Source organism: Winogradskyella bathintestinalis (genome assembly GCF_030407435.1).
Classification (GTDB): domain Bacteria; phylum Bacteroidota; class Bacteroidia; order Flavobacteriales; family Flavobacteriaceae; genus Winogradskyella; species Winogradskyella bathintestinalis.
The window spans coordinates 488,122-514,854 of record NZ_JASDDK010000001.1 but is presented as its reverse complement, the minus strand read 5'-3'; the positions used below and the strand labels follow the sequence as shown (position 1 = coordinate 514,854).

At 34.2% G+C, this 26,733-nt stretch carries 24 protein-coding genes; 11 read left to right on the top strand and 13 right to left on the bottom strand.

Going from position 1 to position 26,733, the window contains the following annotated elements:
- Positions 1-30: 30 nt before the first annotated feature.
- The 9 genes from QMA06_RS02030 to QMA06_RS01990 all read right to left on the bottom strand — a co-directional run bounded on the left by QMA06_RS02030 (position 31) and on the right by QMA06_RS01990 (position 12,994).
- Complete coding sequence (locus QMA06_RS02030; RefSeq protein ID WP_290205185.1) at positions 31-945, bottom strand: ABC transporter ATP-binding protein; 915 nt, start codon at positions 943-945, stop codon at positions 31-33.
- A 98-nt stretch (positions 946-1,043) separates the two neighbouring features.
- Positions 1,044-3,527: an FG-GAP-like repeat-containing protein gene (locus QMA06_RS02025; protein ID WP_290205184.1), complete on the bottom strand. Its 2,484-nt coding sequence runs from the start codon at positions 3,525-3,527 to the stop codon at positions 1,044-1,046.
- A gap of 11 nt (positions 3,528-3,538) precedes the next feature.
- A complete protein-coding gene (locus QMA06_RS02020) occupies positions 3,539-4,891 on the bottom strand; it encodes an Ig-like domain-containing protein (RefSeq protein WP_290205183.1) in 1,353 nt (450 codons plus the stop codon).
- A 109-nt stretch (positions 4,892-5,000) separates the two neighbouring features.
- A complete protein-coding gene (locus tag QMA06_RS02015) occupies positions 5,001-7,091 on the bottom strand; it encodes an HAD family hydrolase (protein WP_290205182.1) in 2,091 nt (696 codons plus the stop codon).
- Positions 7,092-7,122: 31 nt separating this feature from the next.
- Complete coding sequence (locus QMA06_RS02010) at positions 7,123-9,288, bottom strand: prolyl oligopeptidase family serine peptidase (RefSeq protein WP_290205181.1); 2,166 nt, start codon at positions 9,286-9,288, stop codon at positions 7,123-7,125.
- A gap of 185 nt (positions 9,289-9,473) precedes the next feature.
- Complete coding sequence (locus QMA06_RS02005; protein ID WP_290205180.1) at positions 9,474-10,463, bottom strand: aspartate-semialdehyde dehydrogenase; 990 nt, start codon at positions 10,461-10,463, stop codon at positions 9,474-9,476.
- Between the two features lie 297 nt (positions 10,464-10,760).
- The gene (gene mscL, locus QMA06_RS02000) at positions 10,761-11,162 is read right to left on the bottom strand and encodes a large conductance mechanosensitive channel protein MscL (protein ID WP_290205179.1); all 402 of its coding nucleotides are present in this window, start codon (positions 11,160-11,162) and stop codon (positions 10,761-10,763) included.
- Positions 11,163-11,247: 85 nt separating this feature from the next.
- Entirely contained in the window at positions 11,248-12,354 is a 1,107-nt protein-coding gene (gene alr / locus QMA06_RS01995) for an alanine racemase (RefSeq protein ID WP_290205178.1), read from the bottom strand.
- The gene (locus tag QMA06_RS01990; protein WP_290205177.1) at positions 12,347-12,994 is read right to left on the bottom strand and encodes a thymidine kinase; all 648 of its coding nucleotides are present in this window, start codon (positions 12,992-12,994) and stop codon (positions 12,347-12,349) included. The genes alr and QMA06_RS01990 overlap by 8 nt, the downstream gene beginning before the upstream one ends.
- 91 nt (positions 12,995-13,085) lie before the next feature.
- Between QMA06_RS01990 and QMA06_RS01985 the strand changes: the two genes are divergently transcribed.
- The 4 genes from QMA06_RS01985 (at position 13,086) to QMA06_RS01970 (ending at position 16,551) form a co-directional block, all read left to right on the top strand.
- Positions 13,086-13,841, top strand: a complete 756-nt coding sequence (locus QMA06_RS01985; RefSeq protein ID WP_290205176.1) for a hypothetical protein — start codon at positions 13,086-13,088, stop codon at positions 13,839-13,841.
- Between the two features lie 12 nt (positions 13,842-13,853).
- Positions 13,854-14,525 carry a 16S rRNA (cytidine(1402)-2'-O)-methyltransferase gene (gene rsmI, locus QMA06_RS01980; protein WP_290205175.1) on the top strand — a complete coding sequence of 224 codons (672 nt, stop codon included), beginning with the start codon at positions 13,854-13,856 and terminating at the stop codon, positions 14,523-14,525.
- Positions 14,526-14,599: 74 nt separating this feature from the next.
- The gene (locus tag QMA06_RS01975; protein WP_290205174.1) at positions 14,600-15,961 is read left to right on the top strand and encodes a dihydrolipoyl dehydrogenase family protein; all 1,362 of its coding nucleotides are present in this window, start codon (positions 14,600-14,602) and stop codon (positions 15,959-15,961) included.
- Positions 15,962-15,978: 17 nt separating this feature from the next.
- The gene (locus tag QMA06_RS01970) at positions 15,979-16,551 is read left to right on the top strand and encodes a uracil-DNA glycosylase family protein (RefSeq protein ID WP_290205173.1); all 573 of its coding nucleotides are present in this window, start codon (positions 15,979-15,981) and stop codon (positions 16,549-16,551) included.
- 183 nt (positions 16,552-16,734) lie between these two features.
- Here the strand turns inward: QMA06_RS01970 and QMA06_RS01965 are convergent, their stop codons facing one another.
- Together QMA06_RS01965 and QMA06_RS01960 are read right to left on the bottom strand one after the other, a co-directional pair.
- A complete protein-coding gene (locus QMA06_RS01965) occupies positions 16,735-17,853 on the bottom strand; it encodes a T9SS type A sorting domain-containing protein (RefSeq protein ID WP_290205172.1) in 1,119 nt (372 codons plus the stop codon).
- A 154-nt stretch (positions 17,854-18,007) separates the two neighbouring features.
- Complete coding sequence (locus QMA06_RS01960) at positions 18,008-18,610, bottom strand: carboxymuconolactone decarboxylase family protein (RefSeq protein WP_290205171.1); 603 nt, start codon at positions 18,608-18,610, stop codon at positions 18,008-18,010.
- A gap of 71 nt (positions 18,611-18,681) precedes the next feature.
- Here QMA06_RS01960 and QMA06_RS01955 point away from each other — a divergent pair, with 71 nt between their 5' ends.
- The 6 genes from QMA06_RS01955 to nrtS all read left to right on the top strand — a co-directional run bounded on the left by QMA06_RS01955 (position 18,682) and on the right by nrtS (position 24,722).
- Positions 18,682-19,692 (top strand): dipeptide epimerase, encoded by a 1,011-nt coding sequence (locus tag QMA06_RS01955; protein ID WP_290205170.1) that lies wholly within the window; start codon positions 18,682-18,684, stop codon positions 19,690-19,692.
- 3 nt (positions 19,693-19,695) lie between these two features.
- Entirely contained in the window at positions 19,696-20,727 is a 1,032-nt protein-coding gene (locus QMA06_RS01950; RefSeq protein WP_290205169.1) for an aminotransferase class I/II-fold pyridoxal phosphate-dependent enzyme, read from the top strand.
- A 72-nt stretch (positions 20,728-20,799) separates the two neighbouring features.
- A complete protein-coding gene (locus QMA06_RS01945; protein ID WP_290205168.1) occupies positions 20,800-21,231 on the top strand; it encodes an OsmC family protein in 432 nt (143 codons plus the stop codon).
- A gap of 64 nt (positions 21,232-21,295) precedes the next feature.
- On the top strand, positions 21,296-22,987 hold the full coding sequence (gene recJ, locus QMA06_RS01940; protein ID WP_290205167.1) for a single-stranded-DNA-specific exonuclease RecJ: 1,692 nt from the start codon (positions 21,296-21,298) through the stop codon (positions 22,985-22,987).
- Positions 22,988-23,160: 173 nt separating this feature from the next.
- Positions 23,161-24,432 (top strand): MFS transporter, encoded by a 1,272-nt coding sequence (locus QMA06_RS01935; protein WP_290205166.1) that lies wholly within the window; start codon positions 23,161-23,163, stop codon positions 24,430-24,432.
- Between the two features lie 65 nt (positions 24,433-24,497).
- Positions 24,498-24,722 carry a nitrate/nitrite transporter NrtS gene (gene nrtS / locus QMA06_RS01930; protein WP_290205165.1) on the top strand — a complete coding sequence of 75 codons (225 nt, stop codon included), beginning with the start codon at positions 24,498-24,500 and terminating at the stop codon, positions 24,720-24,722.
- Here nrtS and QMA06_RS01925 read toward each other — a convergent pair.
- A complete protein-coding gene (locus QMA06_RS01925; RefSeq protein WP_290205751.1) occupies positions 24,719-25,471 on the bottom strand; it encodes a UDP-2,3-diacylglucosamine diphosphatase in 753 nt (250 codons plus the stop codon). The two genes, nrtS and QMA06_RS01925, sit on opposite strands and share 4 nt — an antisense overlap.
- Positions 25,472-25,481: 10 nt before the next feature.
- Positions 25,482-25,934 carry a 6-pyruvoyl trahydropterin synthase family protein gene (locus QMA06_RS01920; RefSeq protein ID WP_290205164.1) on the bottom strand — a complete coding sequence of 151 codons (453 nt, stop codon included), beginning with the start codon at positions 25,932-25,934 and terminating at the stop codon, positions 25,482-25,484.
- Positions 25,935-26,047: 113 nt separating this feature from the next.
- Between QMA06_RS01920 and QMA06_RS01915 the strand changes: the two genes are divergently transcribed.
- Positions 26,048-26,677 (top strand): 2OG-Fe(II) oxygenase, encoded by a 630-nt coding sequence (locus QMA06_RS01915; RefSeq protein ID WP_290205163.1) that lies wholly within the window; start codon positions 26,048-26,050, stop codon positions 26,675-26,677.
- Positions 26,678-26,733: the final 56 nt, after the last annotated feature.

Below are 26,733 nucleotides of genomic sequence, written 5' to 3'. Positions count from 1 at the left end.
GCTTAAAAGATTAAAATTTTCGATAAAAAATTATGAAGAAATGGTAAAGTAAATTAAAGCATCTTTTTCTAGTTTAAGATGATGCTCAATAAAAATTGGTTTCGACTTATAATTAGCCTCTATTAACCAATTTCTACCATTGAAATACGTTTTTGTTACAACAGCTTTTAAATCGGATAGTACCACAATTTGAAGCTGATGTGCGTAGACTATCCCGTAAGGTTCAATAACATTAAATTCTCCGAAGAACGATGCAATTAAGGGTAATTTAGGATTTTTAAAAATATGCTGAGGTGTATCTTTTGCAATAATCTTTGATTGATGAATAACCAAAAGTTGATCAGCAAAACCAAGGACGTCATTTTTATTATGTGTGGCTACAATACAAGAGATCTTATGGTTTTTGAGATATTTAAAAACACTTCGTCTCAGGGATTGTTTTTTAAAATTATCAATATGGCTGAAAGGTTCATCTAATAACAAGATCTCTGGCTCTTTTGCTAGTGCTCTTGCGATCGCCACTCGTTGTTTCTGACCACCACTTAAAAATTTTACTTTAGTATTGGTAAAAGCTTCAAGTTCTACTACCTTAATTAAATCCTTGGTGCGTTTTTGCTTTTCTTCAGGATAAAAACGCGATAAGTATTTGCCAATATTTTCTTCTACCGTAGTGTAAGGCATTAGGTCGAATTCTTGGGTTACGTATTTCATAAAATCATAACCGATAACCAAATTAAATTTAGGTCCCAGAATTTCTTCGTTATTCCAGAAAATGTTTCCTTGTTTTAGATCGTATTTACCATAAATAAGATTAAGAAGCGTGCTTTTGCCTGAACCACTTTCTCCTATAATGGCGAGGTTTTCTCCAGCTTCAACTTTAAAGTCAATAGCTTTTAAGACTTCGGTTTTAGAATACCCGAAAGTGACGTTTTTCACCTCTAACATATTAGACTTATTTAAAAGAGTAGAATGATTTCATTACAAAAATACTATAAAAAAACCGCTTGATTTCTCAAACGGTTTCAGCTTTATCAGGACTTAAATTATTGCTTTATGAACTTTCGTTTCATCGTTTTTCCTTCAGATTCTAATCTCAAAAAGTACACACCACTTGTTAATTTCGAAACGTCGATTTTATTCGATTTAAGTTTCATGCTAAGTATACGCTTTCCATTGATATCAAAAACAGTTGCTATTTTATTAATAACATTGGCTGAGGTTTTGATGGTAAGTTCTTCTTTTACAGGATTAGGATAAATAGAAACATCTCCTAAAGTTTCATCTTCAACATTTAACGCAGTACCTTCAATGATATTTATTGTTGAATTTATGGCTGGATTCGGAATATAATCGACAACACCAGATGGCCAATAAATGGTAATATTATTAATTGTAGTGTCAGCACCGATACCAAAATGTGTATTTAGCGAACTCATAAATTCAAAACCTTCTCCGCTTCTTACTTCTCTAATTTGTATTCCCGAAGGTGTTAATATTTCTACTCGAGCTCCAATGCCATTGATATTACTATCAGTACCTATCGTATTTATTTTTAACCAATTATTTGAATTCGTATTATTTAAATAAATAGTACCACTTCGAAAAATATCTAAGAAGCCATCGTTATTTGCATCGCCAATAGCACCGCTTGGTGGCATATTTGACGCGTAATTGGTAAACGTAAAATCGCCGTTGTTGAACAAAACATCTCCATTAGATATAATGTCAACGTAACCATCGTTATCAAAATCGGCTGGTGCATTTTCTACGCCCAATTGTGCATCTAAAACTCCAGAACCAGCTGTTACATCGGTAAATGTGCCGTCTCCATTATTACGCATAAGTTTAGACGTACCATTAGTAGGGCTGCTACTACTTGCACCAACATATACATCCATATCACCGTCATTATCAAAATCTGCCCATGCAGAAGACCATGTTTGTACAATATCTCCTAAATTTGATGTGTTGTTATGTCCATCGATTGGGTAATTATCATTATACCATCCTGTATCTGCTACATTAACAAATATACCATTTCCATCATTTCGCCACAATTCATTGGTGTTAATAGGAGTGGAGCCACCACGACATTTAGCGATAAACATATCCATATCACGATCATTATCATAATCAATCCAAACCGTACCATAGTTTCCACCTCCTGGAATTAAACCCAATCCATTTGGAACAACTCCTTCACTGCGACCTTGATAATACGTTAAATTACCAGTACCATCATTTATATAATATACGTTTGCTTGAACATCGTGACAAACAAATGCATCTAAATTACCATCGTTATTAATATCCACAAAATTTGTCCGTTGAGAGAAAATATCTTCAGTACCTGATATTTCGGTATATCCAGTACCTGTTTCGTTAGCTTTCATAAAAGTTACTCCACTAGTTGAGCCATATACGAGATCATTATACCCGTTATTATCAAAATCTCCCGCAGCTAAACTCCATGTTGGTAAATTATCGGCTTGGGTAGTAGTAATATTTACCGAATTAAAACCACCTGTAGCTAATTGATAATGAACATTTATATTAGTATCACTAACAGAAACAGCATCATCTAAAAAGTCTCCATTAAGGTCAACTAAAGCGATGTCATAGCTTCCAGTCGTACTAAGCGGGTTTGCGGTGAAGGTTACTGGATATCCAGATAAATCGGTACCTGTAGTAAGACTTATCGATTCCCAAAGACTAAATCCATCAGCGCCGCAAACTGCTCTAACATATATTAGGTAATTAGTTTCTTGGGTTAAGTTAGAAAATGTATATGCGGTATTGTTAGTTATTGTTCCAGAACTAGGAGGATTTGCAGAAGCTAAAATAATGGCAACTTCCCAAGACGTTTCAGAATCTCCTATATCCCAATTAGCCTGGGCACTATTATCACTTACATTACTAACCGTTAAGTTGAGTATACTTGGACAGGCAGGTGGAGCATTAGAAATTAGTGTGGGAGCATCCATGCAAAATCCCCAGCCATAAGATGTATTATCGTTGTAATCTAAACGATATTTAAAATTTTGTAATTGATTACCAGAAAACTGGGCAATGGATAAAGGATCACTTGTAAAGTCTGTGCGTGGTCTTGTACAAAAATCTGATCCGGCGGCGGTACTATCTTCAATTGCCTCTCCCCAATTTAACCATTGGTTGTTATCGGCATCCCAATATTGTAGTCTAAAAGTTTCGGTTTGATATATATTATATACATATTGAAAAACGACAATTATTTCAGTTTCATTAGCATTAAAAGCCGTAGAAAGATCAATTGTAGGCGATTCGGCAGCTACATTATTGTCAGAGGTACCACCAGCTTCATCATCATTAAACGAAAATGAGGAAGAACCATTTAGCACTGTTGGATCTTCATATACGAAAGCAGCATCATAACTACCTGAAAGACTCCAGTTCTCATTAGGCCAATTTGCGGATTGATTTAATACCTGTGCTTGAGTAATAAAGCCATACAGCGTAAAAAGCAATGTGGTTAGTAAAGTTTTTTTCATAATTATTTAATTTAGTTACAGTCTGTGATTAATGAATCTATCCATTCTTCGATAAGGGCGACACCTTCATTGTGTCTTAAACTTCTTCCTAGAAGCGGCATTCTGGTTGAGGGTTCGTTAGAGCTAAGTCTATAGTGCAGAACCGAATTGCGTGCATCTCCTGGCTCGACGATATGGCCAAGTCCTTCTTCAAGTTCTGTATCGGGATCTACACAAACCCCGATATTATCATAATTTTGAGTGTCAATATATTCAAAACGCATGGGTCTATAAGAACAATGGGTTTCTTCAGAGTGACAGTGTGCGCAATTTATTTCTAAATAAGCTCTAACTCTAGATTCTAAAGGTTCCGAAATGTCGCTATAATTGGGTAATTGCGAAATGGTTTCTGGTAGTGAATTCTCTAGATAACCCAAAGATACTAATTTATTAAGTTGGTTTTCTGGTCCATCTTCATATTCAAAATTTAAATTTCTAGGTTTTGGGCCAATAGGTTCGGGTGTTTCCAATATTTTATGACAAGTAAAACATTTCGCTTCTGAAGGCACCCTATATTGAACGGTATTTACTTCTTCATTTTCTAGCCATTGCAAATTTACAAAGCGACCATTAAGATCTAAAGCGGCTTCCGTCTGTGTTTCGTTCCAAATATAATTGGCGAATATCCAACCCTCGTTTTTTCTTATCATTAGACGGGTTTCAATGAGTTGTGTTTTGTTATGGGGAAGCACATTGTCATAATAAAAACTTTTAATTAAAACGGTGCCAATGGGAAAATTTAAAGATACGTCATCACTAATATAGGTGGCTTTGGTATTATTTGGCATCCAAACAAATCGTTTCTTTTTAGCATAATCCGTGAATAACACTGAATTTAAACCGTAAGGAACCACCCCAAAGTTTGGTTTTAAATCCTTAAGGTTTCCTTGAAAAAAGTTGTATTCTGAAAGTGTTTCATATGGAATGCTGCCAAGATCTAAATTAATATTTGATGCTGATACAATTGTTAATGACACATTTTCTGTTATGCAATCACCAGAAATTGTACATATTGTATAAGTAAAATTATCTTCACCAATTTCATTTGAATTGGCGGTATATTTTATGCTATCGTCACTAGGATTATTAGGAGTATCATTGTCTAATATAAAAACTGTTCCTTTTGTAGGTTGACTTAAAGTTAAAGTTCCTTTGGATGGAATGTTTAAATCATTTAGAAATATATAAATCTCAATTTCTGAATTTTGAGTGAGTGTAAATTCATCTGGGTTAGTCTCAATAAGCAATGGTGATATGCCATCATCTTTAGCGCAAGACAACATTAGAAGGACGAGATATAAAAAAAGAATGTATTTTTTTGTCATCTATTGTAATTATGGTACACATACAAAACAATTAAGTACGTATAAGCCCTACCTTATTTAAAAAAATTAAAAATCTTTTATAGCAAATAATTAAAATTTTTTAAAGCATTTATAAGCCATGTTTCATATCGTTATTAAACACATTATACTTTAATAAAAAGAAGTGCTTTAAGACTTTAAATCTCAAATACTTATTGATGCCAAAATAAAGGTAAATTAAATACATTGGCGCAAAAAATGCTACGATTTTATTTTTTTTATAGAGCATCGGTTTTAATTTCACTAAATACCTAAAGAATTTTTCGGGAGTTAATAAAAATTGTATCCCCATTTTTACTGGATTCACAATTTTTGGCGGTTCATAAGAAATTCCAACTTTATTGTGACCTACGTTTTGATAAAACCCATGACTTAAAGTGTTTAAAAATTTTAATTTTTTAGTGCCCTGAAACAATCCAGATTTTAAAGCCGTTTTAGAAATCGCGGCTTGCATGGTATCTTCACTATAGCAGATGGGAGCTAAGCTTTTCAACAATGATATGTGCAAAGCAAACATTTGTTCTTGGTGTGCTTTTATATGGTTATCATACAACCATTTTTCTTCAGGTTTATGATGTTCTATAACATAGCCATCAGTCTTCAAGTTGTAATCAAAAGCACTGCCGTGATCTGCGCCAGAAAATTGCTCATAAAGCTGTTGGTTAGCCATTAATATGTGATCATAATAACCAGTATAAGGCATTATAGATGATATAAGTCCGTAACGCTTAGTTTTCGGTTGTATATTATAAATGTTGCCAAGCCCTAGATAATAACCAGTAACAGGAATTTGTTGTTCAAAAAATTCATAGATAGCTTCTTGCATGGTGCCTCCCCAACCAATATCAACTAAATTAATTCCATTTGCCTCTATGTTTAAATTTAAAGAATCGACATAAGCTTTAAAAGCATTATGACTTTCTTTTCTATGTTTCTCATAGTAATTCTTTAAGTTGTCATTTCGCTTTAATGTTTCAAAAACTGAAGAATTAAAGAAATCTTCGATTTTAGTATGAGCATCAATTTTGAGTTCTGAAATGATTTGAGCTCTCAATTCATCTGAACAGTTAAGTGCTAACAGAAAATCATCGACAGCGAGATTACTATATTTTAATCGTAAAAAAGTAAATGGTTCTTCCTCTATAGCTTTCAAAGACATTTGTAACGCAGCATGTCTCGATATTTTTAAATAATGGGTTTTTATTCTCCGGCCCTCATTTATAAGCGCAAAGTTTTGATAAGAATCGAATAGTTTTTTTAAATATTGACCTTCACGAGATAAAAAGACAAGATCTTTAATGCCTTGTCTTTTGGCTGTTTCATACAGGCGCTCTACAAACGTATGGTACTGTATTATAAACTCCGTGTAAGGAATAGAAGTGTTTTTTTGACAAGCTTTATAAACATTATTAATAATACGTTCTAGCTGTTTTTTATCATTGCCAAAATTGTTTCGCTTGTTTTTGTTGAGGTATTTTTTATGTGGTAAATGGTAGGCATTCAAACCATTTTTTATGGCATTTGTATAATCACTTCTTAAGTTGTCGCCTATCATCATGGCTGTCTTAGAATCGATGGATAATTCTGAAACAATTTGGTTATAAACCGTACCATGGTGTTTACTCTTTTTTAATTCTGCCGAACTGTAAATGCCATCAAACACATCTAAAATGCCATGATGTGTAAGTAATTTTTCAAAAAGCGTTTTAGAGCCATAAAAATCTGAAATCAAATACACTTTTCCGCCATTAGACTTAAAATTTTTTAACGTATTTAATACCTCTTGATTTAAATATTGAATATCCGATTCTGCTCTAACATCAATTGCTTCAAATAAATTTATAAAATCTTCTTTTTCATTATACGAAATGACATTTGCATTGATAAGACGATTTGCAACCTCTCCCTTTAAAATAGGGTAAGGAATTTCGTCAGTAGTTTTATTTAATTTTGAGACGAGGTACTTGCTTGATTCTTGCCTAATGAAATAGAGTTCGTCTATGGTGATAGACAAACCCAATTCCCTAATCATAAGCTTTGCCCAAATTCGTTGCACATAATTAGGGTGTACGTGTCTATGTACAACAGTATCGTAATAATCTGTAAAAAGATACTTTATATTCTTTTCCCTAAGCTGTTTATGAAGTTGGTTTAAAGACAAATAATACGATTTGGTTAGTTACTCACTGATGTTATCCCTTTATTTTTTCATCGGTTTTAGATGGTAACACCTCAAATCCCATATTGTAAAGTGTAAATCCATAAATATCAGCGTACTGTTCAATGGTTTTACTTACCGGAGTTCCTGCTCCATGGCCCGCATCTGTTTCAATTCTGATAAGTGTTGGATTATTTCCCGATTGTTTACTTTGTAATTCGGCAGCGAATTTAAAACTGTGCGCAGGTACTACACGATCATCATGATCACCTGTAGTAACCATTGTGGCAGGGTATTCTACACCTTCTTTGACATTATGCACTGGTGAGTAACCTTTAAGGTAATCGAACATTTCTTCGCTGTCTTCTGCTGTTCCGTAATCGTATGCCCAACCCGCGCCTGCAGTAAAGGTGTGGTAGCGTAACATATCTAAAACTCCAACGGCAGGTAAAGCGACTTTCATTAATTCTGGGCGTTGCGTCATGGTAGCTCCCACTAATAAACCTCCATTAGAACCTCCTCTAATAGCTAAATAATCTGACGATGTATATTTCTCTATTATAAGATATTCGGCAGCGGCAATAAAATCATCAAATACATTCTGCTTTTGAAGCTTTGTACCAGCATCGTGCCATGCTTTTCCGTACTCTCCTCCACCTCTTAGGTTAGGTACAGCATAAATTCCGCCTTGCTCCATCCAAACCGCATTGGCAATACTGAAACTTGGAGTTAAACTTACATTAAAACCTCCATAGCCATAAAGAATTGTCGGGTTTTTACCGTTAAGTTTAATACCTTTTTTATGCGTGATAATCATTGGCACCTTAGTACCATCTTTAGAGGTGTAAAAGACCTGTTTGCTTTCAAAATTTTCTGGATTAAAATCAATATTTGGTTTTCTGTATAGCTCAGAAGTCCCATTGTCAATATTAAATTTATAGATACTACCAGGCGTTACATAATTAGTAAATGAATAATATAATTCTTTCTCTTCTTTCTTTGCTCCGAAACCACCTGCACTTCCTATACCAGGTAATTTAACTTCTCTTACTAATTTTCCATCATAATCGTATTGCAATACTTTTGAAACGGCATCTACCATATAATTTGCAAAAAAGTATCCTCCACCTGTTGATGGATTTAATACATTTTCTGTTTCAGGAATAAAATCTTCCCAGTTTTCAGGAGCAGGATTAGTGGCATCTACCGTTACGATTTTTTGGTTTGGAGCATCCAAATTCGTCATAATATAAAGTGTAGAACCTACGTTTTCTATAATATTGGAGTCTGAATCCGTATGATTTAATATTTCTACAAAAGATGCATTAGGATCTGTTAAATCTTTAATATAAAGTTTGTTACCTGAAGTTGATACGCGTGGTGTTAATACTAAGTAGTTGTCATCGTTTGTAACACTTCCATATATATAACGGTGTTTTTCATCAGGTGTTCCACCATAAATTAATTGATCTTCAGATTGGTTTGTACCTAATTTATGATAATAAACTTTGTGCTGATCTGTTTTAGCAGAGAGTTCGCTACCTTTTGGTTTATCGTAGCTAGAGTAGTAGAAGCCTTCATTTTTGTACCAAGACATACCACTAAATTTGATATCAACTAGCGTATCTTCAACAATTTCTTGTGTTTCGGTATTCATAATTAGAATTTTTCTCCAATCACTCCCTCCTTCAGAAATAGCGTATGCTAATGTTTTACCATCTTTTGAAAAACTGGTGCCTCCTAACGATATCGTACCATCTTTTTTAAAGGTATTGGGATCTAAAAATACGGATGCCGTACTTGGGTCATCACCTGTTTTGTAACGATAAATAACATATTGGTTTTGTAAACCGTCATTTTTATAAAAATAGGTGTAGTCTCCCTCTATAAATGGTGCACCTATTTTTTCGTAATTCCAGAGTTTGGTCAATCGTTCTTTTAACTCTTCACGGTATGGAATGTTGTCTAAATATCCGAAGGTTACTTCATTTTGCGACTTAACCCATGATTCAGTTTCTTTACTTCGATCGTCTTCTAACCAACGGTAAGGGTCGTCTACGGTTTTTCCAAAGAATGTATCTGTAGTGACAGCTTTATTGGTTTCAGGATAATTAACAGTAATTGTTTTCAAAGTTTCAGTTTCGTTTTTACAAGAAACAAAAATACTTAGTACTAATACAATAAGAAGAAAATTTTTCATATTTGGTTTGTTTGAAATAAAATAACATTACTCCAAATATAAGACTTTCGTAATTTGACGAATATCAAAACTTAAAAAACTTAAGAGTAAAATAAAATAGCCCTACCGATCATATAATAACTAATGTGTTACGATATACGAAAAGTAAGACTATTTTGAAAAATATTATACTACGTTAAAGGGCTTTATATTAAATTATTATTAATGAGGTACTCAGCTATCTGAACAGTATTAGTGGCCGCCCCTTTTCTTAGGTTATCACTTACAACCCACATATTTAAAGTGTTTGGTTGCGAGCCATCTCGTCTAATACGTCCAACAAATACATCATCTTTACCGTTAGCATAGATAGGCATAGGATAGACATTAACATCCAAATTATCTTGTAGGGTTACACCCTCGGTTTCGTCGAGCAATTGCCTTACTTTAGTAAGATCAAAATCAGTCGCGAATTCTACATTAATCGATTCACTATGGCCGCCAGCAGTTGGGATTCTAACAGCCGTTGCGGTGACAGCAATAGAACTATCGTCAAGAATTTTTTGTGTTTCTCTAACCAATTTCATTTCTTCTTTGGTATACCCATTTTCTTCGAAGACATCGCAATGCGGAATGGCATTTTTGTGAATAGGGTGCGGATAAGCCATTTCTCCTTTTTTGCCTAATATTTCGTTTTCCATTTGCTCAACAGCTTTAATTCCTGTGCCAGACACGGATTGATAAGTAGAAACGACAATACGTTTAATTTTATAAGTTGCATGAAGTGGTGCTAAAGCCATTACCATTTGTATTGTAGAGCAATTTGGATTGGCAATAATTTTGTCTGATTTAGACAATTGCTTGGCGTTAATTTCTGGAACAATCAATTTTTTGGTAGCATCCATTCTCCAAGCCGAAGAATTATCGATAACAGTAGTGCCAACTTCAGCAAATTTAGGAGCCCATTCTAAAGATGTATCACCACCAGCAGAAAATAGAGCAATATCAGGGCGTGCTTCAATAGCACTTGGAATACTAATTACAGCAATATCTTTTCCTTTATATTTTATTTTCTTACCAACTGAACGTTCAGAAGCTACTAATAATAATTCATTCATTGGAAAATTACGCTCCTCTAATACTTTTAGCATCACATTTCCTACTAAACCGGTTGCGCCAACAATTGCTACTTTCATGTGTAAATATTTATTGTTAATTAAAGTTTCAAATTTATAGTATTTCTTTAAAGAAATGAGACTATTTCGTCTTAAAAATGTAATAAAAATTTGGGTTTCAATTATCAATTTTACAATTAACAATAGATGTTTCTGCTACTAATATCTGAGTTTTTAATTATTTATAAATGCGCATTAAATAGTTTGTTTTTACCGCCAATCGTCAAAGTAAAAAACGGTTAATAAGCTAGGAAAAGAAAAACCCAGACTTTTAGAGTCTGGGTTTAATTAAAAATAGTAGTGTAGCGATGACACTAATTATTTCTTTAAAGAATCTCTGATTTCCTTTAATAAATCAATTTCAGAAGGACCAGAAGGTGCTGCTGGAGCAGGCTCTTCTTTCTTTTTCATTCTATTGACTCCTTTAACAACTAAGAACATCACAAATGCTACAATAATAAAGTCTATAACGTTGGTTAAGAATGTACCATATTCTAGAAAAACCTCACCAACCATTTCGCCAGCGTCGTTTAAAGTGCCTTCTTTTAATTGGTATCTCAAGGCTTTAAAATCCGCTTCGAATATCATACCAATTAACGGCGATACTATACCTCCTGTAAACGAGGAAACGACTTCTTTGAAGGCGGCACCCATTACAAAGCCAACTGCAATGTCTACAAGGTTCCCCTTCATTGCAAATTCTTTGAATTCTTTTAACATAATTAAGTGTTTTTTTAATAGTGAGTTGATATGTCTTAGACACTAAGGTAAAAAAAAAGTCACATATATTTAAAAACTAGTTAAGCTACTCTAGAAAAACACGCTTAACACGTTGAGAAACAGCAGTTATAATTTCGTATGAAATTGTTTTTGCAGATGCTGATAAATGACTAGCGCTATAGTCTGAATTAAATATAATTACCTCGTCGCCTTCTTTACACTCAATGTCAGATATATTAACCATGATCATATCCATACAGACATTCCCAATTATTGGAGCTTTTTCGCCATTTATAATTACAAACCCGTTGCCTTTACCATAAATTCTATTGATGCCATCTGCATGGCCAATAGGAATAGTAGCCGATTTTTCAAATCCTTTAGACGTGTATGCTCTGTTATAGCCTACAGTTTCATCTTTATCAATTTTGTGAATTTGAGAAATTACTGATTTTAAACATGCTATTGGTTTCAGATTTTTATCTTCTTCCACAGAATTTCCAAACCCATATAGCCCAATACCACAACGAACCATATCAAAATGAGCTTCCGGATAATTAAGAACTCCAGATGTATTACATAAATGTAGCCAAGGTTTGTAGTCTATTTTAGATTCAAAATTGTCAGCAATAGACTTAAATCTTTTAATTTGAAGTTCCGTAAAATTGAGTTCGTTATTATCTTCACTTGCCGCCAAATGTGAAAATAATGAGACAACTTTAACCGATGCAGAGGTATTAAGTTTTGAAACTATAGAAGGAATGTCGCTATTTATAAAACCAAGACGATTTAAACCCGTATTGAATTTTAAGTGTATTGGATAATGTTTTTGATTTTTTGCCTCGGCGGTTTTTATAAATTCGTTTAAAACGTTGGCACTATATATACTCGGTTCTAAACATCTGTCAATTAAAATTTCGAAATTTATAGGCTGTGGATGAAGCACAATGATAGGAGTTGTAACCCCAGCATCTCTTAACACTACACCTTCTTTAGCATAGGCTACGGCAAAATAATCGACATTTAATTTTTCAAGATGTTTGGCAACTTCAACAGAATCGCTTCCATAAGCAAACGCCTTAATTACAGCTAAGAATTTAGTTTGGGGTTGTATTTTTGATTTTAAATAATTGAAATTATGAGTCAGTGCGCTTAAATCAATCTCTAGAACAGTTTCTTGGGCTTTAGGCATTCCGTTTTTGGTCTTTAGAATCAATTTCTTCCGGATTATTCACCTTTATGTGTCGCACTTTATCTCGATGCATACTTTTGTAATAAGCCGCTCTACTTAAAGGCTCGTATTCGTCGACTTCACCTAATAAAACTAAGTCGTCACTTAGAGCTTTTCTGTAACTGTATTGTGCTAAATTTCCTGTTTTTGTACAAACGGCATGCACCTTAGTTACATATTCTGCTGTTGCCATAAGATTTGGCATAGGACCAAAAGGATTACCTTTAAAATCCATATCTAAACCAGCAACAATAACACGAATACCTTTGTTGGCCAAATCGTTACAGACTCTCACAATTTCGTCATCAAAAAATTGGGCTTCATCAATACCGACCACATCACAACCATCGGCTAAAATAGGAATATTAGCAGCGGCTGGTACAGGAGTAGAGCGGATTTCATTAGCATCATGAGAGACTACCATGTCTTCATCGTAACGTACATCAACGGCAGGTTTAAAAATCTCTACCCTTTGTTTAGCAAATTTTGCGCGTTTTAGTCGTCGAATTAATTCTTCGGTCTTACCTGAGAACATTGATCCACAGATGACTTCAATCCATCCAAATTGTTCTTTCTGATTTACTGTATTTTCGAGAAACATTTTGTAATTTTAGCACTAAATCAGATACTGACTCTGATTTTATAAAGGTCTCGCAAATTTATTAAAAATCAAAAGTAAAACTTACGAAAAGATGAAAAAGAAATTAGAATCAGAATTAGTTAGCATTGCACATAGAATTCTGAAACTGACAGGTAGGGAAGATGTTGATCAGCTGCACAGTGAAGTAGCAAAGCTTTATGAAAAATTGACGGTTTTAAAGTTTGCTCAAGATAATTTTGAAAATAAAATGCCAACTATTGGTCATGACTCGTCGTTTTTTGGAATGTTAGATACGGCGTTCAACAATAAAGTGAGTGATAATATAGAGGTTGAGAATAAAACATATATTAATTTAGACGAGGTTGAAGATGATGGTATTATTGAGCCCGTTATGACTAAAATTAAGGATATGTTTGAACATATGCCTAAAGAAACCAAACCCATAGATCCGGTATTAGAAAAAGCTTTGGGAGGCGATATTGGAACACTTTCTAATACCGATGAATTTGAGACCATTACATCTGGTTTTGAGGCTATCCCAGAGTTTGAACCTATTGAAGACGCACAAAAGCGAGAAGCCGAAATTGAAAAGAAATCCCTTAACGATAAGCTTAAAGGCAAGCGATTAAATATTGGTCTCAACGATAAATTGGCGTTTATTAAACATTTATTTGAAGGAAAAAATGAGGACTATGATCGTGTTATTTCACAAATTAATACCACACGTTCTATTAGTGATGCACGAAAATTAATTCTAGAAATGGTAAAGCCCGACTATAATAATTGGGAAGGAAAGGAAGTGTATGAAGCCCGTTTTATGGACATTATTGAGGGTCGATTTAATTAGGGAATTATCTTTATGAGTAAACTTTATATTGTTCCAACCCCAATAGGAAATCTAAAAGACATGACATTCAGGGCTGTTGAGGTCTTAAAAGAAGTCGATTTAATTTTGGCTGAAGACACCAGAACTTCAGGAAAACTATTAAAACATTTTGAAATTACAACACAAATGCACAGTCACCATATGCACAACGAGCATAAAACGACTGGAGGCTTAATAGAAAAATTAAAATCAGGATTGACTATTGCTTTAATTAGTGATGCAGGGACACCTGCTATTTCAGATCCGGGATTTTTATTGGTGAGAACGTGTATTGAGAACAATATTGAGGTCGATTGTTTACCTGGTGCCACTGCGTTTGTGCCTGCTCTGGTAAATAGTGGTTTGCCAAACGATAAGTTTGTATTCGAGGGATTTTTACCTGTTAAAAAAGGAAGACAGACTAGGTTATTATTACTTGCTGAAGAAACCCGAACTATCATTTTTTATGAAAGTCCACACAAGTTGCTCAAAACTTTAGGGCATTTTTGTGAGTATTTTGGTGAAGAAAGAGCTGTATCTGTCTCTCGAGAGTTAACCAAACTTTATGAAGAAACCATTAGAGGTACTGCAAAAGAAGTTTTAGAACACTACAAGAATAAACCTCCTAAGGGTGAAATTGTGATTGTGGTCGGTGGTAAAAAGTAAATGGGTTAAGCTTTAATTCTACAGCATCACCTGTTACCGATTAGATTTTATATTTTTCTGCTTAATTACAAACTATGAAAACTAAACATTACAACGTATTTGTTATTGGCAGTGGAATTGCGGGTCAGACTGCAGCTAAAATCTGTGCGAAAGCGGGTATGTCAGTTGCTATATCCGATAATCGTAAATTTGGCGGCACTTGCGCTACTAGAGGCTGCGACCCTAAAAAGATTTTAATGCAATTTGCGGATATCACAAAAAAAACGCATCAACTCAAAGATTTAGGATTTAAAAAAACACCTAAGGTAAAATGGAAAGATGTTCAGAAATTTAAAAAGTCTTTTACTAAACCAGTCCCTTTAGAGACAGAAACGACGTTAACCGAATTAAACATTGATTTATACCATCAATCGCCACGATTCTCGAATATAAATGAAATCATCGTTGAAGGCAAAACTGTAACGGCAGATAAATTTGTAATAGCAACGGGTTTCGTTGCGCGGGCATTAGAATTTAAAGGTGCCGATTTACTAGAAACAAGTGATACGATTTTAAAATTAAAAAATATCCCGAAGTCGGCTGTATTTATCGGTTCGGGTTATGTTGGTATGGAATTTTGTTACATGCTTTCTACTATGGGGTGTAAAGTTACTATGATTGAAGCTTCTGATAGCGCTTTGTCACCTTTTGATTCGTTCTTGGTAGAGAAACTTGTTAAGTTATTAGAAAATAACGGGGTAGAATTTATTTTTAATGCAGAGCCTACAAAACTAGAAAAGAAGAAGAAAAACAATAAATTAACCTATAAGAAAGGTGGCGAAATAAAATCTATAAAGGCCAGAAAAGTGTTCAATACGGCTGGTCGTGTTCCTGCTGTAGGCAAATTGGAATTAGCAAATGCAAATATTAAAGCTGATGACTCGGGTGTTTTAGTTAATGATTTTATGCAGAGTGTAAGCAACGATAATGTTTTTGCTTGTGGTGATGTATCTAGTAAATCTTTGCCGTTGACTCCACTCTCAGGCTTGCAAGGTTATATTGCAGGTCATAATCTTGTGAATGGTAACTCGAAAGAATTTGAAAACCCTTTAGTGCCTTCTGTTGTTTTTACACAACCACAATTAGCAAGCGTTGGCTATTCGGAAGAAGAAGCCAAAGACAGATATAAAAATGTATTAATTTATAAAGGTGATGCGTTGGATTGGTACAATGCACAGAAGGAAAATGCGGAGGGTTATGCTTACAAAATTTTGGTCAACGAACGTACTAAAAAAATAGTAGGGGCACATCTATTGAGTTCACAAGCCAACGAAACTATCAACGTTTTCGCGATGGCTATCAATAATAATATGACAGTCGATGAGTTTAAGAAGCAGATATTTACCTATCCTTCTTTTACTAATGATCTAAAGAGTATGTTGAAGGATCCGGATTAATCAAAAGAAATTAATCAATGGAGAACTTACTGCACAATATAAGCCAATGTACCTTTTGCACCGCGCATTTACCATTAGGGCCAAGGCCCGTGGTTACAGCAAACGTTAATTCCAAAATTGTAATAATAGGTCAGGCACCAGGGACTAAGGTTCACGAGTCTGGAATTCCTTGGGACGATCAAAGTGGAAAAAGACTAAGACAATGGCTCAATGTGTCGGATGAACAATTCTATAACACCACAAATTTCGCGATTGTACCTATGGGATTTTGTTACCCAGGAAAAGCAAAGACAGGTGATTTGCCTCCAAGACCAGAATGTGCACCGCAATGGCACGAGCAATTATTAGATAAAATGCCAAATGTAGAGCTGATTATATTAATTGGTGCTTATGCACAAAAATATTATTTAAAAGATAAAGCAAAACGAACATTAACGGAAACAGTTGAAGAGTACCATTCCTTTTTACCAGCCTATTTTCCTATTCCACATCCTTCACCGACTAATCGGTTTTGGATAAGTAAGAATCCCTGGTTTGAAGAATTGGTGGTACCTAAATTGCGCGAGACTGTTGAAAGAATTTTAAGATAAAACATACTCATTTGGGTTGACATAATTTGTAATCAACGGAACTCCGTGGTTTTGTTAAAAATTAAAATAATTTAATTTTATTCTGAATCAAAGCTGCAATCAAGATTTATAATAAAATAGGACACAAAAAAACCTTACTATCGTTAGTAAGGTTTCAATGTATTTGTTTGATATTATTGAAATCTAATTCACAACAATTTTCAATGATTGTTCTTTATTATTAGCATCAATTATTTTAGCAAAATAAGCACCAGAAGCATAAGTACTCATGTCTATAGTAAGTCTTTTGAAAAATGAGTTATCATAAATTTTCTTACCTAAAAGATTATGAATTTCTATTTTTTTCTCACTATTATCGCTAGTACTAATAGTCACTTTATTTGAGGTCGGATTCGGATAAAGTTTAAAGTCAATAGTTTCTTCATCAATACTTAGTGGGTTTAGTCGTTGTGCAAACATCCAATCCCATACAACTTGTTCACTATAAGTTCTCGTCCAAGAATTATGACCACCATTTTTATATAAAGTAAATGCCAATTTATCAGTGGGTTGAGTTAGACCAGTAGTAATAGACCAATCTTGAGATTCTGTATTAAACTGCATTGTGTAATTTTCCGTAGCGGGATTATTTCCGTTTTCGTAAGGATAAATTGCCATAACCGAACTATTAATATTAGCAATGTAATTTACATTGTTAATCGTTCTAGATACATTAATTGTTTCGTCATCAAAACTATGAACAGCCCAAATAGGAGTTTCTTGTAAAAAAGGTGAAGGATTATTGACATTGGTGTAACCACAAATTGGCAGCGCAGCAGCAATTAATTCAGAATGTGCTCTTAAAGCATTCCACGTGCTACTACCCCCAGAGCTTAAACCTGTAACATATACTTGATTTAAATTTATAGGATAATTAGAAATTATATAGTTATATAAATTTATAAAATCATTTCCTGTATAATTAGCGTTTTCTTTTTGAGGTGTTATAATAACAGCATCAAAATTAGAACTTTGTGTAGCCAATTGGGTAGGGTTAGAAGATAATAAACTGCTTAAGTCGGTTGTTCCGTTGCCTCTATCGCTATAACCATGATAGAATATAATTAGAGGATAGGTATCATTGGATGCGTCGTTAAAACTACTTGGTAAATATTCAATATAACCAAATGGAGAGTTAGAGCTTCCTAAGGGTACGGCTGTCCGATCTCCAGGTTCTCCATATGGCGCCTGCGCAGTTAATACGATTGAGTTGCATAATGCCACGATACAAAATACAGCAACTTTTAAAGTTTTAGTGTTCATAGAATAAAAATTATTTAATAAAAATTTGATGAAAGTAGATCAAAATTCAAAAGATAGATTTTTAGCGCGGGCAATATAGCAAAAAGAGTTTTTGCTTTAAGCGTATTTACTTGCTTAATAGTCAGACTATTCGTTAATATGCACAAAACATGGACTAATACCGTGATCCATCATGTTTTCCAACCTCAAACCCGTGTTTTTCAAGGTATTGCTTGCCGCTTTTTACAGCATCTTCTTCAATATTGGTTCCCATAGAATCATTCCAACGGTTCAAATAACCAAAGAGCGAAATAACACCTAACATTTCTACTATTTCACCTTCATTCCAATACGCATATAGCCGATCCTTTATTTCTGCATCTACCGCATTTGGTACCTGCGATGCTGCCAAACTAAAATCTAAAGCCGCACGTTCTGCTTCCGAAAAAGCATCATGAGTTCTATAATCCCAAATATTATCTAATTGTTCTTGTTCTGCACCATATCGTTCTGCGGCTCTAATAGCATGGGCTTGGCAATAGCGACACCCCGTAGAATTACTACTTACCCAAGCAATCATACGTTTTAAAGCAGAGGTTACGCGACCTTCATTTTCCATTACGGCTTTGTTCAAATTTATAAAAGCTTTACTTATCGCTGGTCTATGCTGCATGGTTAATACCGAGTTTGGACAAAACCCGAGAGTTTCATTGAAAAATTCAGCTAATTTTTTAGTTTCTAAATCATGGTTTGCAGACAATGGTGTTACTAAAGGCATAGTTTCTGTTTATTAGGATTAATTGAAGAATATTTTTTTTAAATTTATTGTAAATATAAAACTTTGCTAGTATGAAAATGATTTTAAGGACTTTCGATTTGCAGTTGAAACATACATTTACCATTTCTCGAGAATCTCACAATCAACAACCGTCTCTAATTGTAGAATTAAAGGCTGATGGCCATTCTGGTTTTGGTGAAGCAACATCTAATCCTTACTACAATATTTCTGTAGAAAATATGGTTAGTGACTTAGAGGCAATACGTGAGATTATAGAATCTTTAGACCACCTAACACCTGAATTATTTTGGACTACCGTACAGCCTCATTTAAAACATAATATGTTTGCACTTTGTGCATTAGATTTGGCTTTCCATGATTTGTATGCCACCAGAAAAGGAAAAAAGTTATATGAGTTATGGAATTATGATATTTCAAAAAACCCCTTAACTGATTATACCATTGGATTAGATACCATTGAAAAAATGGTAGAAAAAATGCAAGAAATGCCATGGCCAATTTATAAAATTAAACTAGGTACAAAAAATGATTTAGACATTATTAAGGAATTACGAAGCCATAGTGATGCTGTATTTAGGGTTGATGCCAATTGTGGTTGGGAGGTTGAAGAAACAATTAAAAACTCGCACGATTTAAAAGCGTTAGGTGTAGAATTTATAGAGCAACCGTTAAAAGCGGATCATTGGGAAGGGCATATGAAGGTATATCAAAATTCAGTATTACCAATTGTTGCTGATGAAAGTTGTCAAATTGAATCAGATGTCGAAAAATGCTATGGTCATTTTCATGGTGTAAATGTAAAATTAACGAAATGTGGTGGATTAACCCCAGCGCGGAGAATGTTAAATAAAGCTAAGGATTTAGGAATGAAAACTATGGTTGGTTGCATGACGGAATCGACCGTGGGTATTTCAGCTATAGCACATCTATTACCTCTATTAGATTACGTAGATATGGATGGAGCGTTACTTTTAGCGAATGATATTGCTAAAGGTGTATCTATTTCCAATGGAAAAACAACATATAGTAATGAACTTGGTACAGGTGTATCTTTAATCTAAATAATGATGTTAGTTGATGAGTTCCCAGATAGAACTATAACCGTAAGGGGTAAAACGTATTTATATTTTGGGGGCACTTCTTATCTAGGTTTAGCCACTCATAAAGGATTTCAGCAATTAATTATTGAAGGATTAACCCAATGGGGAACATCCTTTGGTAGTTCTCGAAATGCTAATGTTAAGCTTTCAGTTTATGCTACCGCAGAAACATTATTGACGAAATGGATTAAGGCTGAAGACGTAGTTACCGTTTCGTCGGGCGCATTGGCTGGTAAATTAGTTCTTGATTATTTATCAAAATCCAATCCCGTTTTTTATCATTATCCTAAAACACATCCAGCAATAGTGGCTAAAAATAGCTTGTTATTATTTGAGGCCAATCAACTTCATCCAAGATTATTAGACCATAAAATTGAAGATATAGTTATTTCTGCGGACGCGGTTTTGGCATCAGAAATGTTTTCAACGTCATTTGACTTCTTAAATGAAATTCCAAAACATAAAACAATAACGCTTCTAGTTGACGAGTCGCACTCAATTGGAATATTAGGTGAATCTGGTCGTGGAATTTTTACCGAAATAAATACTAACAGGGCCATTAATACAATTGTAGTCGCATCTATGGGTAAAGCCTTAGGGGTTTCAGGTGGGTTTATCGGTGGTGAAAAGACGGTGATCAATTCAATTAAAAATGAAGCAACATTTATCAGTTCATCAGGAGCAAATCCATGTTATTTGCAAGCCTTTATCAGAGGTCAGCATATTTACAAATCTCAATTGAATCTATTAAAAGCTAATATCTCATATCTGTTTTCGCAATTAAACGAAAGAATAAGTAGCTCGCAAAACGAAAATTACCCTGTGCTTTATTTCAAAAATGAAGATATCTATCAAAATCTTTTGGAACAAAAAATAGTGATTACTAGTTTTCTATATCCCACATATAATGTACCGATGAATAGAATTGTAATCACAGCCAATCATACGGAAGCTGATTTAAAAATTTTAGCGAACGCCTTAAATAATTTGATATAAAATAAGTTATTCCAAATTTCAATTTAATAGTGGTATTTTTGAATTACAACACTAATTTTATTGTATATAAATATGACGCATCAAATTACTACGCATTGGCAAGGTGGATTAACATTTGAATCCGATAACCCTTCAGGTAAATCTGTAAAAATGGATACCAATATCGAAGGGCAAGTAGAACGTTACGGTTTGTCACCAAAGGCTATGATGTTATCTTCTTTAGCGGGTTGCTCAGCATTAGACGTGATTTCTACCTTAGATAAGATGAAAGTAGAACTAAGTGATTTTAAAATAGAGGTTACTGGTGAGTTGACAGAGGTACATCCAAAATATTACCATTCGGTAGTTGTAGATTATCATTTTTACGGTACAGATTTAAATCAAATAAAATGTGAACGTGCCGTGAACCTATCCGTAGAAAAATACTGTGGAGTGATGGAAATGTTTAGGCGATTTGCAAAAATTGAAACCAATATTATTTATCATATAAGTACAAAACTATAATTGATGTCACTTTGAGCTTAGGCCTCTACCGGCTCGATTGTACAAAAAAATCGCGATTAATTAAATGCGTTGGACACTTAAACCAAAACCACAAGCCACTCAAGTGGTTTTAATGAAAGAATCACTTGGAGTTGATGATATTGTTGCTACTTTATTATTGCAAAGAGGTATAGATTCCTATCAAGCTGCCAAAACATTTTTTAGACCGGGTTTTAATGAACTTCATGATCCATTTTTAATGATGGATATGGATAAAGCCGTCACTAGAATAGAACATGCCATTAAGCATGGTGAAAACATAATGGTTTATGGAGATTATGATGTAGATGGTACAACATCAGTGGCTTTAATGTCTTCTTATTTAAAAACGAGAACCCCAAATATAACCACGTATATTCCCGATCGTTATGATGAGGGCTATGGTATTTCTTATAAGGGAATAGATTTTGCAGACGACAATGAATTTTCTTTAATTATTGCTTTAGATTGTGGAATTAAAGCCATAGATAAAGTGGCTTATGCTAAAGAAAAGGGCATTGATTTTATTATCTGCGATCACCACCGGCCTGGAGATAGAATTCCAGATGCCGTTGCAGTTTTAGATCCAAAACGTGAGGATTGTAAATATCCTTTTAAAGAATTGTGTGGTTGTGGGGTGGGCTTTAAACTCATTACGGCAATAGCATCAAAAAAGGGGCAGAGCGTTGAAGATTTAGTCGAGTATCTCGATTTGGTGGCCACTGCAATCGGGGCCGACATTGTGCCAATTGTTGACGAAAATAGAGCATTGGCATATATGGGTTTACAGGTCATTAACACCAATCCAAGACCCGGCATGAAAGCTATTATTGCTGAGGTGAAAAAAGAAAAGCTTACTATTACAGATGTTGTGTTTATAATCGCACCCCGTATAAATGCCGCAGGACGAATGAAACACGGCAATCACGCAGTAACACTTTTAACTGAAACTGACTTCAATTTAGCCGCAAAATATGCTATGGATATTGATCAGTTTAATACAGATCGGAGAGAAACTGATAAACGGATTACGGAAGAGGCCTTAGTTCAAATTGAAGAAACGAAAGAGCAAGACCGTTTTACTACCGTTGTTTATGATGAATCTTGGCACAAAGGTGTTATTGGTATTGTAGCTTCGCGCTTAATTGAAACCTATTATAGACCTACTTTAGTATTTACCAAAAGTGGCGATAAGTTAGCGGCCTCGGCTCGATCAGTTTCAGGATTCGATGTTTACAATGCGTTGGAAGCCTGTTCAGAATATATTGAACAATTTGGAGGCCATAAATATGCCGCAGGATTGACGTTATTACCAGAAAATTACGAAGCTTTTAAAGCTAAATTTGAAAGCGTAGTCAAAGCTACCATAGCACCAAAATTGTTAACTCGAGAACTTAAAATCGATTTAGATATTGAGCTCAGCCAGATAAACGATAAACTATTGCGCATAATACGACAGTTTGCACCTTTTGGTCCAGGCAATATGTCTCCCATTTTTATGACCCAGAACTTAAGAGATACAGGTTGGGGTAAATGTGTGGGTGCAGATGACAAACATCTGCGCGTCACTGCCACTCAAACTTTTAATGATAAGATAGTTTGTATTGGTTTTGGCTTAGGAGACAAAATAGATCTTATTAAAGATAAAAAGAATTTTAGCGCTGCTTATTCCATTGATGAAAATCATTGGAATGGTAATGTTAGTTTGCAATTGAAATTGAAGGATATAAAGGCTTAATATGCGTAACGTGATCACATCGCTTTAAATATATAAAATATTGGGCTATAGCAGTTCAACAAAATTTGCAGCAAGAAACTAGCTTGCTAAACAATTGAATATAAATTATATCTGACCTATTAGACTTTCATTTCATTAATGATTTAAAACCTACTAATTCTCTGAGCAAAATTTTGGCAAAAAACGATCCATACGCGGCATTAAGAATTAAAGAATTCAACATCTTTTTATTAGTAAGATTTGCCTTAGTTTTTGGCTGGTCAATGCAATTTATTGTTATCGAATGGCAAGTCTACTCTTTAACCAATGATAAATTAAGTTTAGGTATTATTGGGCTTTGCGAATTTTTACCAGCTTTTTTATTCGCGCCTTTTGCAGGTCACATTGTAGACAAAAAAGAAAAACGAAACCTATTTACACTCTGTATAGCACTATTCTCTTTAATTAGCTTTGGTTTATTTTGGCTGACATCAGATCAGATTGAATCCACATGGGAAATGAATTATATTTTATACAGTATCTATGGATTAATATTTTTTGGTGGAGTCTTACGCGCGTTTTTTGGTCCGACTATATTCTCCCTCATAGCACTTATTGTTCCCAAAAAAATATATCCGAATGCAGCCACGTGGAGTAGTAGTACTTGGAAAGGCGCGAGTGTATTTGGAGCACTCTGCGGTGGTTTTTTAATTGCTTGGATTGGCGTTCATTATACGCTTGGTATAATATTTTCATTAGTAATGCTGGCTTTAGTATTCGTTTTCGGGATAAAGAAGAAACCCGTTTTAAATAAAAAAACAAATGAATCCGTTATGGATAGTCTAAAAGTTGGACTAAAATTTGTGTTTAGCGATAAAGTTGTTTTAGGCGCCTTAACCTTAGACATGATTGCTGTTTTATTTGGTGGCGCGGTCGCCATTTTTGCGGTATTTGCAAAAGATGTGTTAGATGCAGGACCAAGAGGTTTTGGATATTTGAATGCAGCGCTTTCTTCGGGTAGTATTATAACAATGGTAGCAACAACTTATATTCCTATTACCAAAAACACCGGAAGAAAATTATTAATTTCCGTATTTGGTTTTGGTGTTTTTATGATCATTTTTGGGGCCTCCAAATTATTATGGCTGAGTATTATTGCATTGTTTTTATCTGGAGTGTGCGATGGCGTGTCTATGGTAATTCGTCAAACCATTTTGCAACTCAAAACACCTGATGACATGAGAGGACGCGTCGGAGCAGTAAATTCTATGTTTGTAGGGTCTTCTAATGAGCTTGGTGCGCTTGAAAGTGGAGTGGCTGCAAAATTATTTGGAGCGCCATTGGCCGTTGTACTTGGTGGAACTGTAACGCTCATTACTGTGGCTACAATGAGTATTAAAAACAAAGCGCTACGGAATTTAGATCTGACTAAGGATATTGAAGCACATGACAAAGATGAAGTGTAAATCACTTCTAAGCCTTATCATTTTTATTATTTTTGCCGACTATAGATTTTAAAACTTCATCTAACATGATTCTAAAACTGCTTAAAATAGCTTTAGAAAAAGATATTGTCATTTCTTCGATTAAAGTCGCTATAGTGGTTGGTTTTATCTTAAATATTATCAATCAAGGTGACCTTTTTTATCATCTAAATTTTGAAAAGGTAAATTGGTTGAAACTTGGCTTATGTTTTGTGGTACCTTATTCAGTGTCTACTTACGCTTCTGTTAAAGTAAAAACAAGTCAGAATTAATAGGTTTTCAGTTCAAAATTTTTACCGTCAAAAACCCCATAAGTATAATATTGAATCCAATCTCCTAAGTTGATGTACTTTGAGGTATCGTTCAAGTTAATTTCTAAGGGTAGGTGTCTGTGACCAAAAACAAAGAAATCTCTATGCTTCTCTTCAAGCTTTCGTTTGCAATAAATCGCTAACCATTCATTGTCCTCACCTAAAAATTTAGCATCATCATCACCAGAAATCATCTTGTTTTTTACAGACATATATTGACCGACTTTTATGCCAATATCAGGATGCGTCCATCTAAATAACCATTGAAAGAAAGGACTTGTAAATACCTTTTTCATGCGTTTATAACCTTTGTCCCCAGGTCCTAAACCATCACCATGACCGATAAATACGGAAGTATTATTAAAAGTAAATTCTTCAGGTTTATGATATACAGGAATACCCAATTCTTCTTCAAAATAACCATTCATCCATAAATCATGATTTCCCACAAAATAATGAATAGGAACGCCGGAATCACTAATTTCAGCTAGTTTCCCTAAAGTTCTTGTAAACCCTTTTGGGACAACCGTTTTATATTCAAACCAAAAATCAAACAAATCTCCAATTAAGAAAATCGCCGCAGCATCGTGTTTAATTTCATCTAACCAAGCGACAAATTTTTTTTCACGCGGTTTTGACGCTTTACTTGTAGGAGCGCCTAAATGATTATCTGAAGCAAAGTAAATTTTTTTTCCTTCTGCGATTTGTATGTGGTTAGATTTAGTCATTATCACTGGCAAACCATTCTGCGAAAGAAGACGCTGTTTCAGAAAGTTTTAAAGAATGTAGTTTTATGTTATTAGGTAAACGTTGCTTAATTTTTTCAGAAAAATCTATCACCATCATTTCACTTGTAGGCTGATAATCGACTAACAACACATTATGATCTCTAGCTTGTAATTCTTTTGCCAAATCTACATGAGGTGTGTTTTTATTAAATACCGTTGCGTGGTCAAAAACATCAACTATTTCTTCCTTTACTATTTTCTTTAAATCGCCAAAATCGATAACCATACCATATTTTACATCGGTTGTATCCGATATTGGTGTTCCAATAACAGTAACATATAAATTATAGCTATGACCATGGACGTTTTTACACTTACCATCATAACCATAAAGTGCGTGACCTGTTTCAAAAGAAAACTGTTTTGTAATGCGAATTTTGCTCATGCGATTCTAAATTATGGTACAAAGATATTATAAATGTAAAAGGAATGGCTTTTTAGATTACATTTGCGCACTTTTTTTAGAAATTATGATTTTAAAACTTGGCTTAATATAACGTGAGTAGTCTTTTTGAAGCTATTCCGTTCGTTGAAAACTCGCTTTACGAGCGTGTTATTTCAGACATATCATCGCAAAAATATAGTATTGTTGATGATTTTTTTTCCGAAGAGGAAGTTATTGCTTTGCGACATTCCTTGCTTTTAAAATATGAAGAAGACGCGTTTAAGAAATCGGCTATTGGCAATAAAACTAATGAGCTAGTTAAAAAAGCGGTACGTGGTGATATTATTCTTTGGATCGATGAAAATGTTATCAACTTTGCAGAAGAATTATTTTTCAATAAAATTAATGATTTAAAAGATTACCTTAATCGTACGTGTTTTTTAGGAATTAATCAGAAAGAATTTCATTACGCTATTTATCCAAAAGACACATTTTACAAACGCCATTTAGATACGTTTCAGAACGATGATAGACGCAAATTATCATTTGTTTGTTATTTAAATAGTGAGGATTGGAAACCCGAAAATGGTGGCGAACTTGTTTTATATTTGGATAACGAAGACAAAATAATATACCCATTTCCTGGCAAAGTTGTTATTTTCGAAAGTCAAGAATTAGAACACGAAGTTAAGCCAGTTAACACACCACGATTGAGTATTACAGGGTGGTTAAAAACACGATAGTTATTTTTAACGTCTTTTATTTCTATTGTAGAAATAAACAATGATAAGCACTATTC

Coding starts and splice junctions, on each gene's coding strand:
- QMA06_RS01975 (WP_290205174.1), top strand. CDS start 14,600: ATGAAAACTAAACATTACAACGTATTTGTTATTGGCAGTGGAATTGCG.
- QMA06_RS02010 (WP_290205181.1), bottom strand. CDS start 9,288: ATGAAAAATTTTCTTCTTATTGTATTAGTACTAAGTATTTTTGTTTCT.
- QMA06_RS02025 (WP_290205184.1), bottom strand. CDS start 3,527: ATGAAAAAAACTTTACTAACCACATTGCTTTTTACGCTGTATGGCTTT.
- mscL (WP_290205179.1), bottom strand. CDS start 11,162: ATGTTAAAAGAATTCAAAGAATTTGCAATGAAGGGGAACCTTGTAGAC.
- QMA06_RS01955 (WP_290205170.1), top strand. CDS start 18,682: ATGAAAATGATTTTAAGGACTTTCGATTTGCAGTTGAAACATACATTT.
- QMA06_RS01960 (WP_290205171.1), bottom strand. CDS start 18,610: ATGCCTTTAGTAACACCATTGTCTGCAAACCATGATTTAGAAACTAAA.
- nrtS (WP_290205165.1), top strand. CDS start 24,498: ATGATTCTAAAACTGCTTAAAATAGCTTTAGAAAAAGATATTGTCATT.
- QMA06_RS02020 (WP_290205183.1), bottom strand. CDS start 4,891: ATGACAAAAAAATACATTCTTTTTTTATATCTCGTCCTTCTAATGTTG.
- recJ (WP_290205167.1), top strand. CDS start 21,296: ATGCGTTGGACACTTAAACCAAAACCACAAGCCACTCAAGTGGTTTTA.
- QMA06_RS01920 (WP_290205164.1), bottom strand. CDS start 25,934: ATGAGCAAAATTCGCATTACAAAACAGTTTTCTTTTGAAACAGGTCAC.
- QMA06_RS01945 (WP_290205168.1), top strand. CDS start 20,800: ATGACGCATCAAATTACTACGCATTGGCAAGGTGGATTAACATTTGAA.
- QMA06_RS01965 (WP_290205172.1), bottom strand. CDS start 17,853: ATGAACACTAAAACTTTAAAAGTTGCTGTATTTTGTATCGTGGCATTA.
- QMA06_RS02005 (WP_290205180.1), bottom strand. CDS start 10,463: ATGAAAGTAGCAATTGTTGGCGCAACCGGTTTAGTAGGAAATGTGATG.
- alr (WP_290205178.1), bottom strand. CDS start 12,354: ATGCCTAAAGCCCAAGAAACTGTTCTAGAGATTGATTTAAGCGCACTG.
- rsmI (WP_290205175.1), top strand. CDS start 13,854: ATGAGTAAACTTTATATTGTTCCAACCCCAATAGGAAATCTAAAAGAC.
- QMA06_RS02030 (WP_290205185.1), bottom strand. CDS start 945: ATGTTAGAGGTGAAAAACGTCACTTTCGGGTATTCTAAAACCGAAGTC.
- QMA06_RS01985 (WP_290205176.1), top strand. CDS start 13,086: ATGAAAAAGAAATTAGAATCAGAATTAGTTAGCATTGCACATAGAATT.
- QMA06_RS01970 (WP_290205173.1), top strand. CDS start 15,979: ATGGAGAACTTACTGCACAATATAAGCCAATGTACCTTTTGCACCGCG.
- QMA06_RS01950 (WP_290205169.1), top strand. CDS start 19,696: ATGATGTTAGTTGATGAGTTCCCAGATAGAACTATAACCGTAAGGGGT.
- QMA06_RS01990 (WP_290205177.1), bottom strand. CDS start 12,994: ATGTTTCTCGAAAATACAGTAAATCAGAAAGAACAATTTGGATGGATT.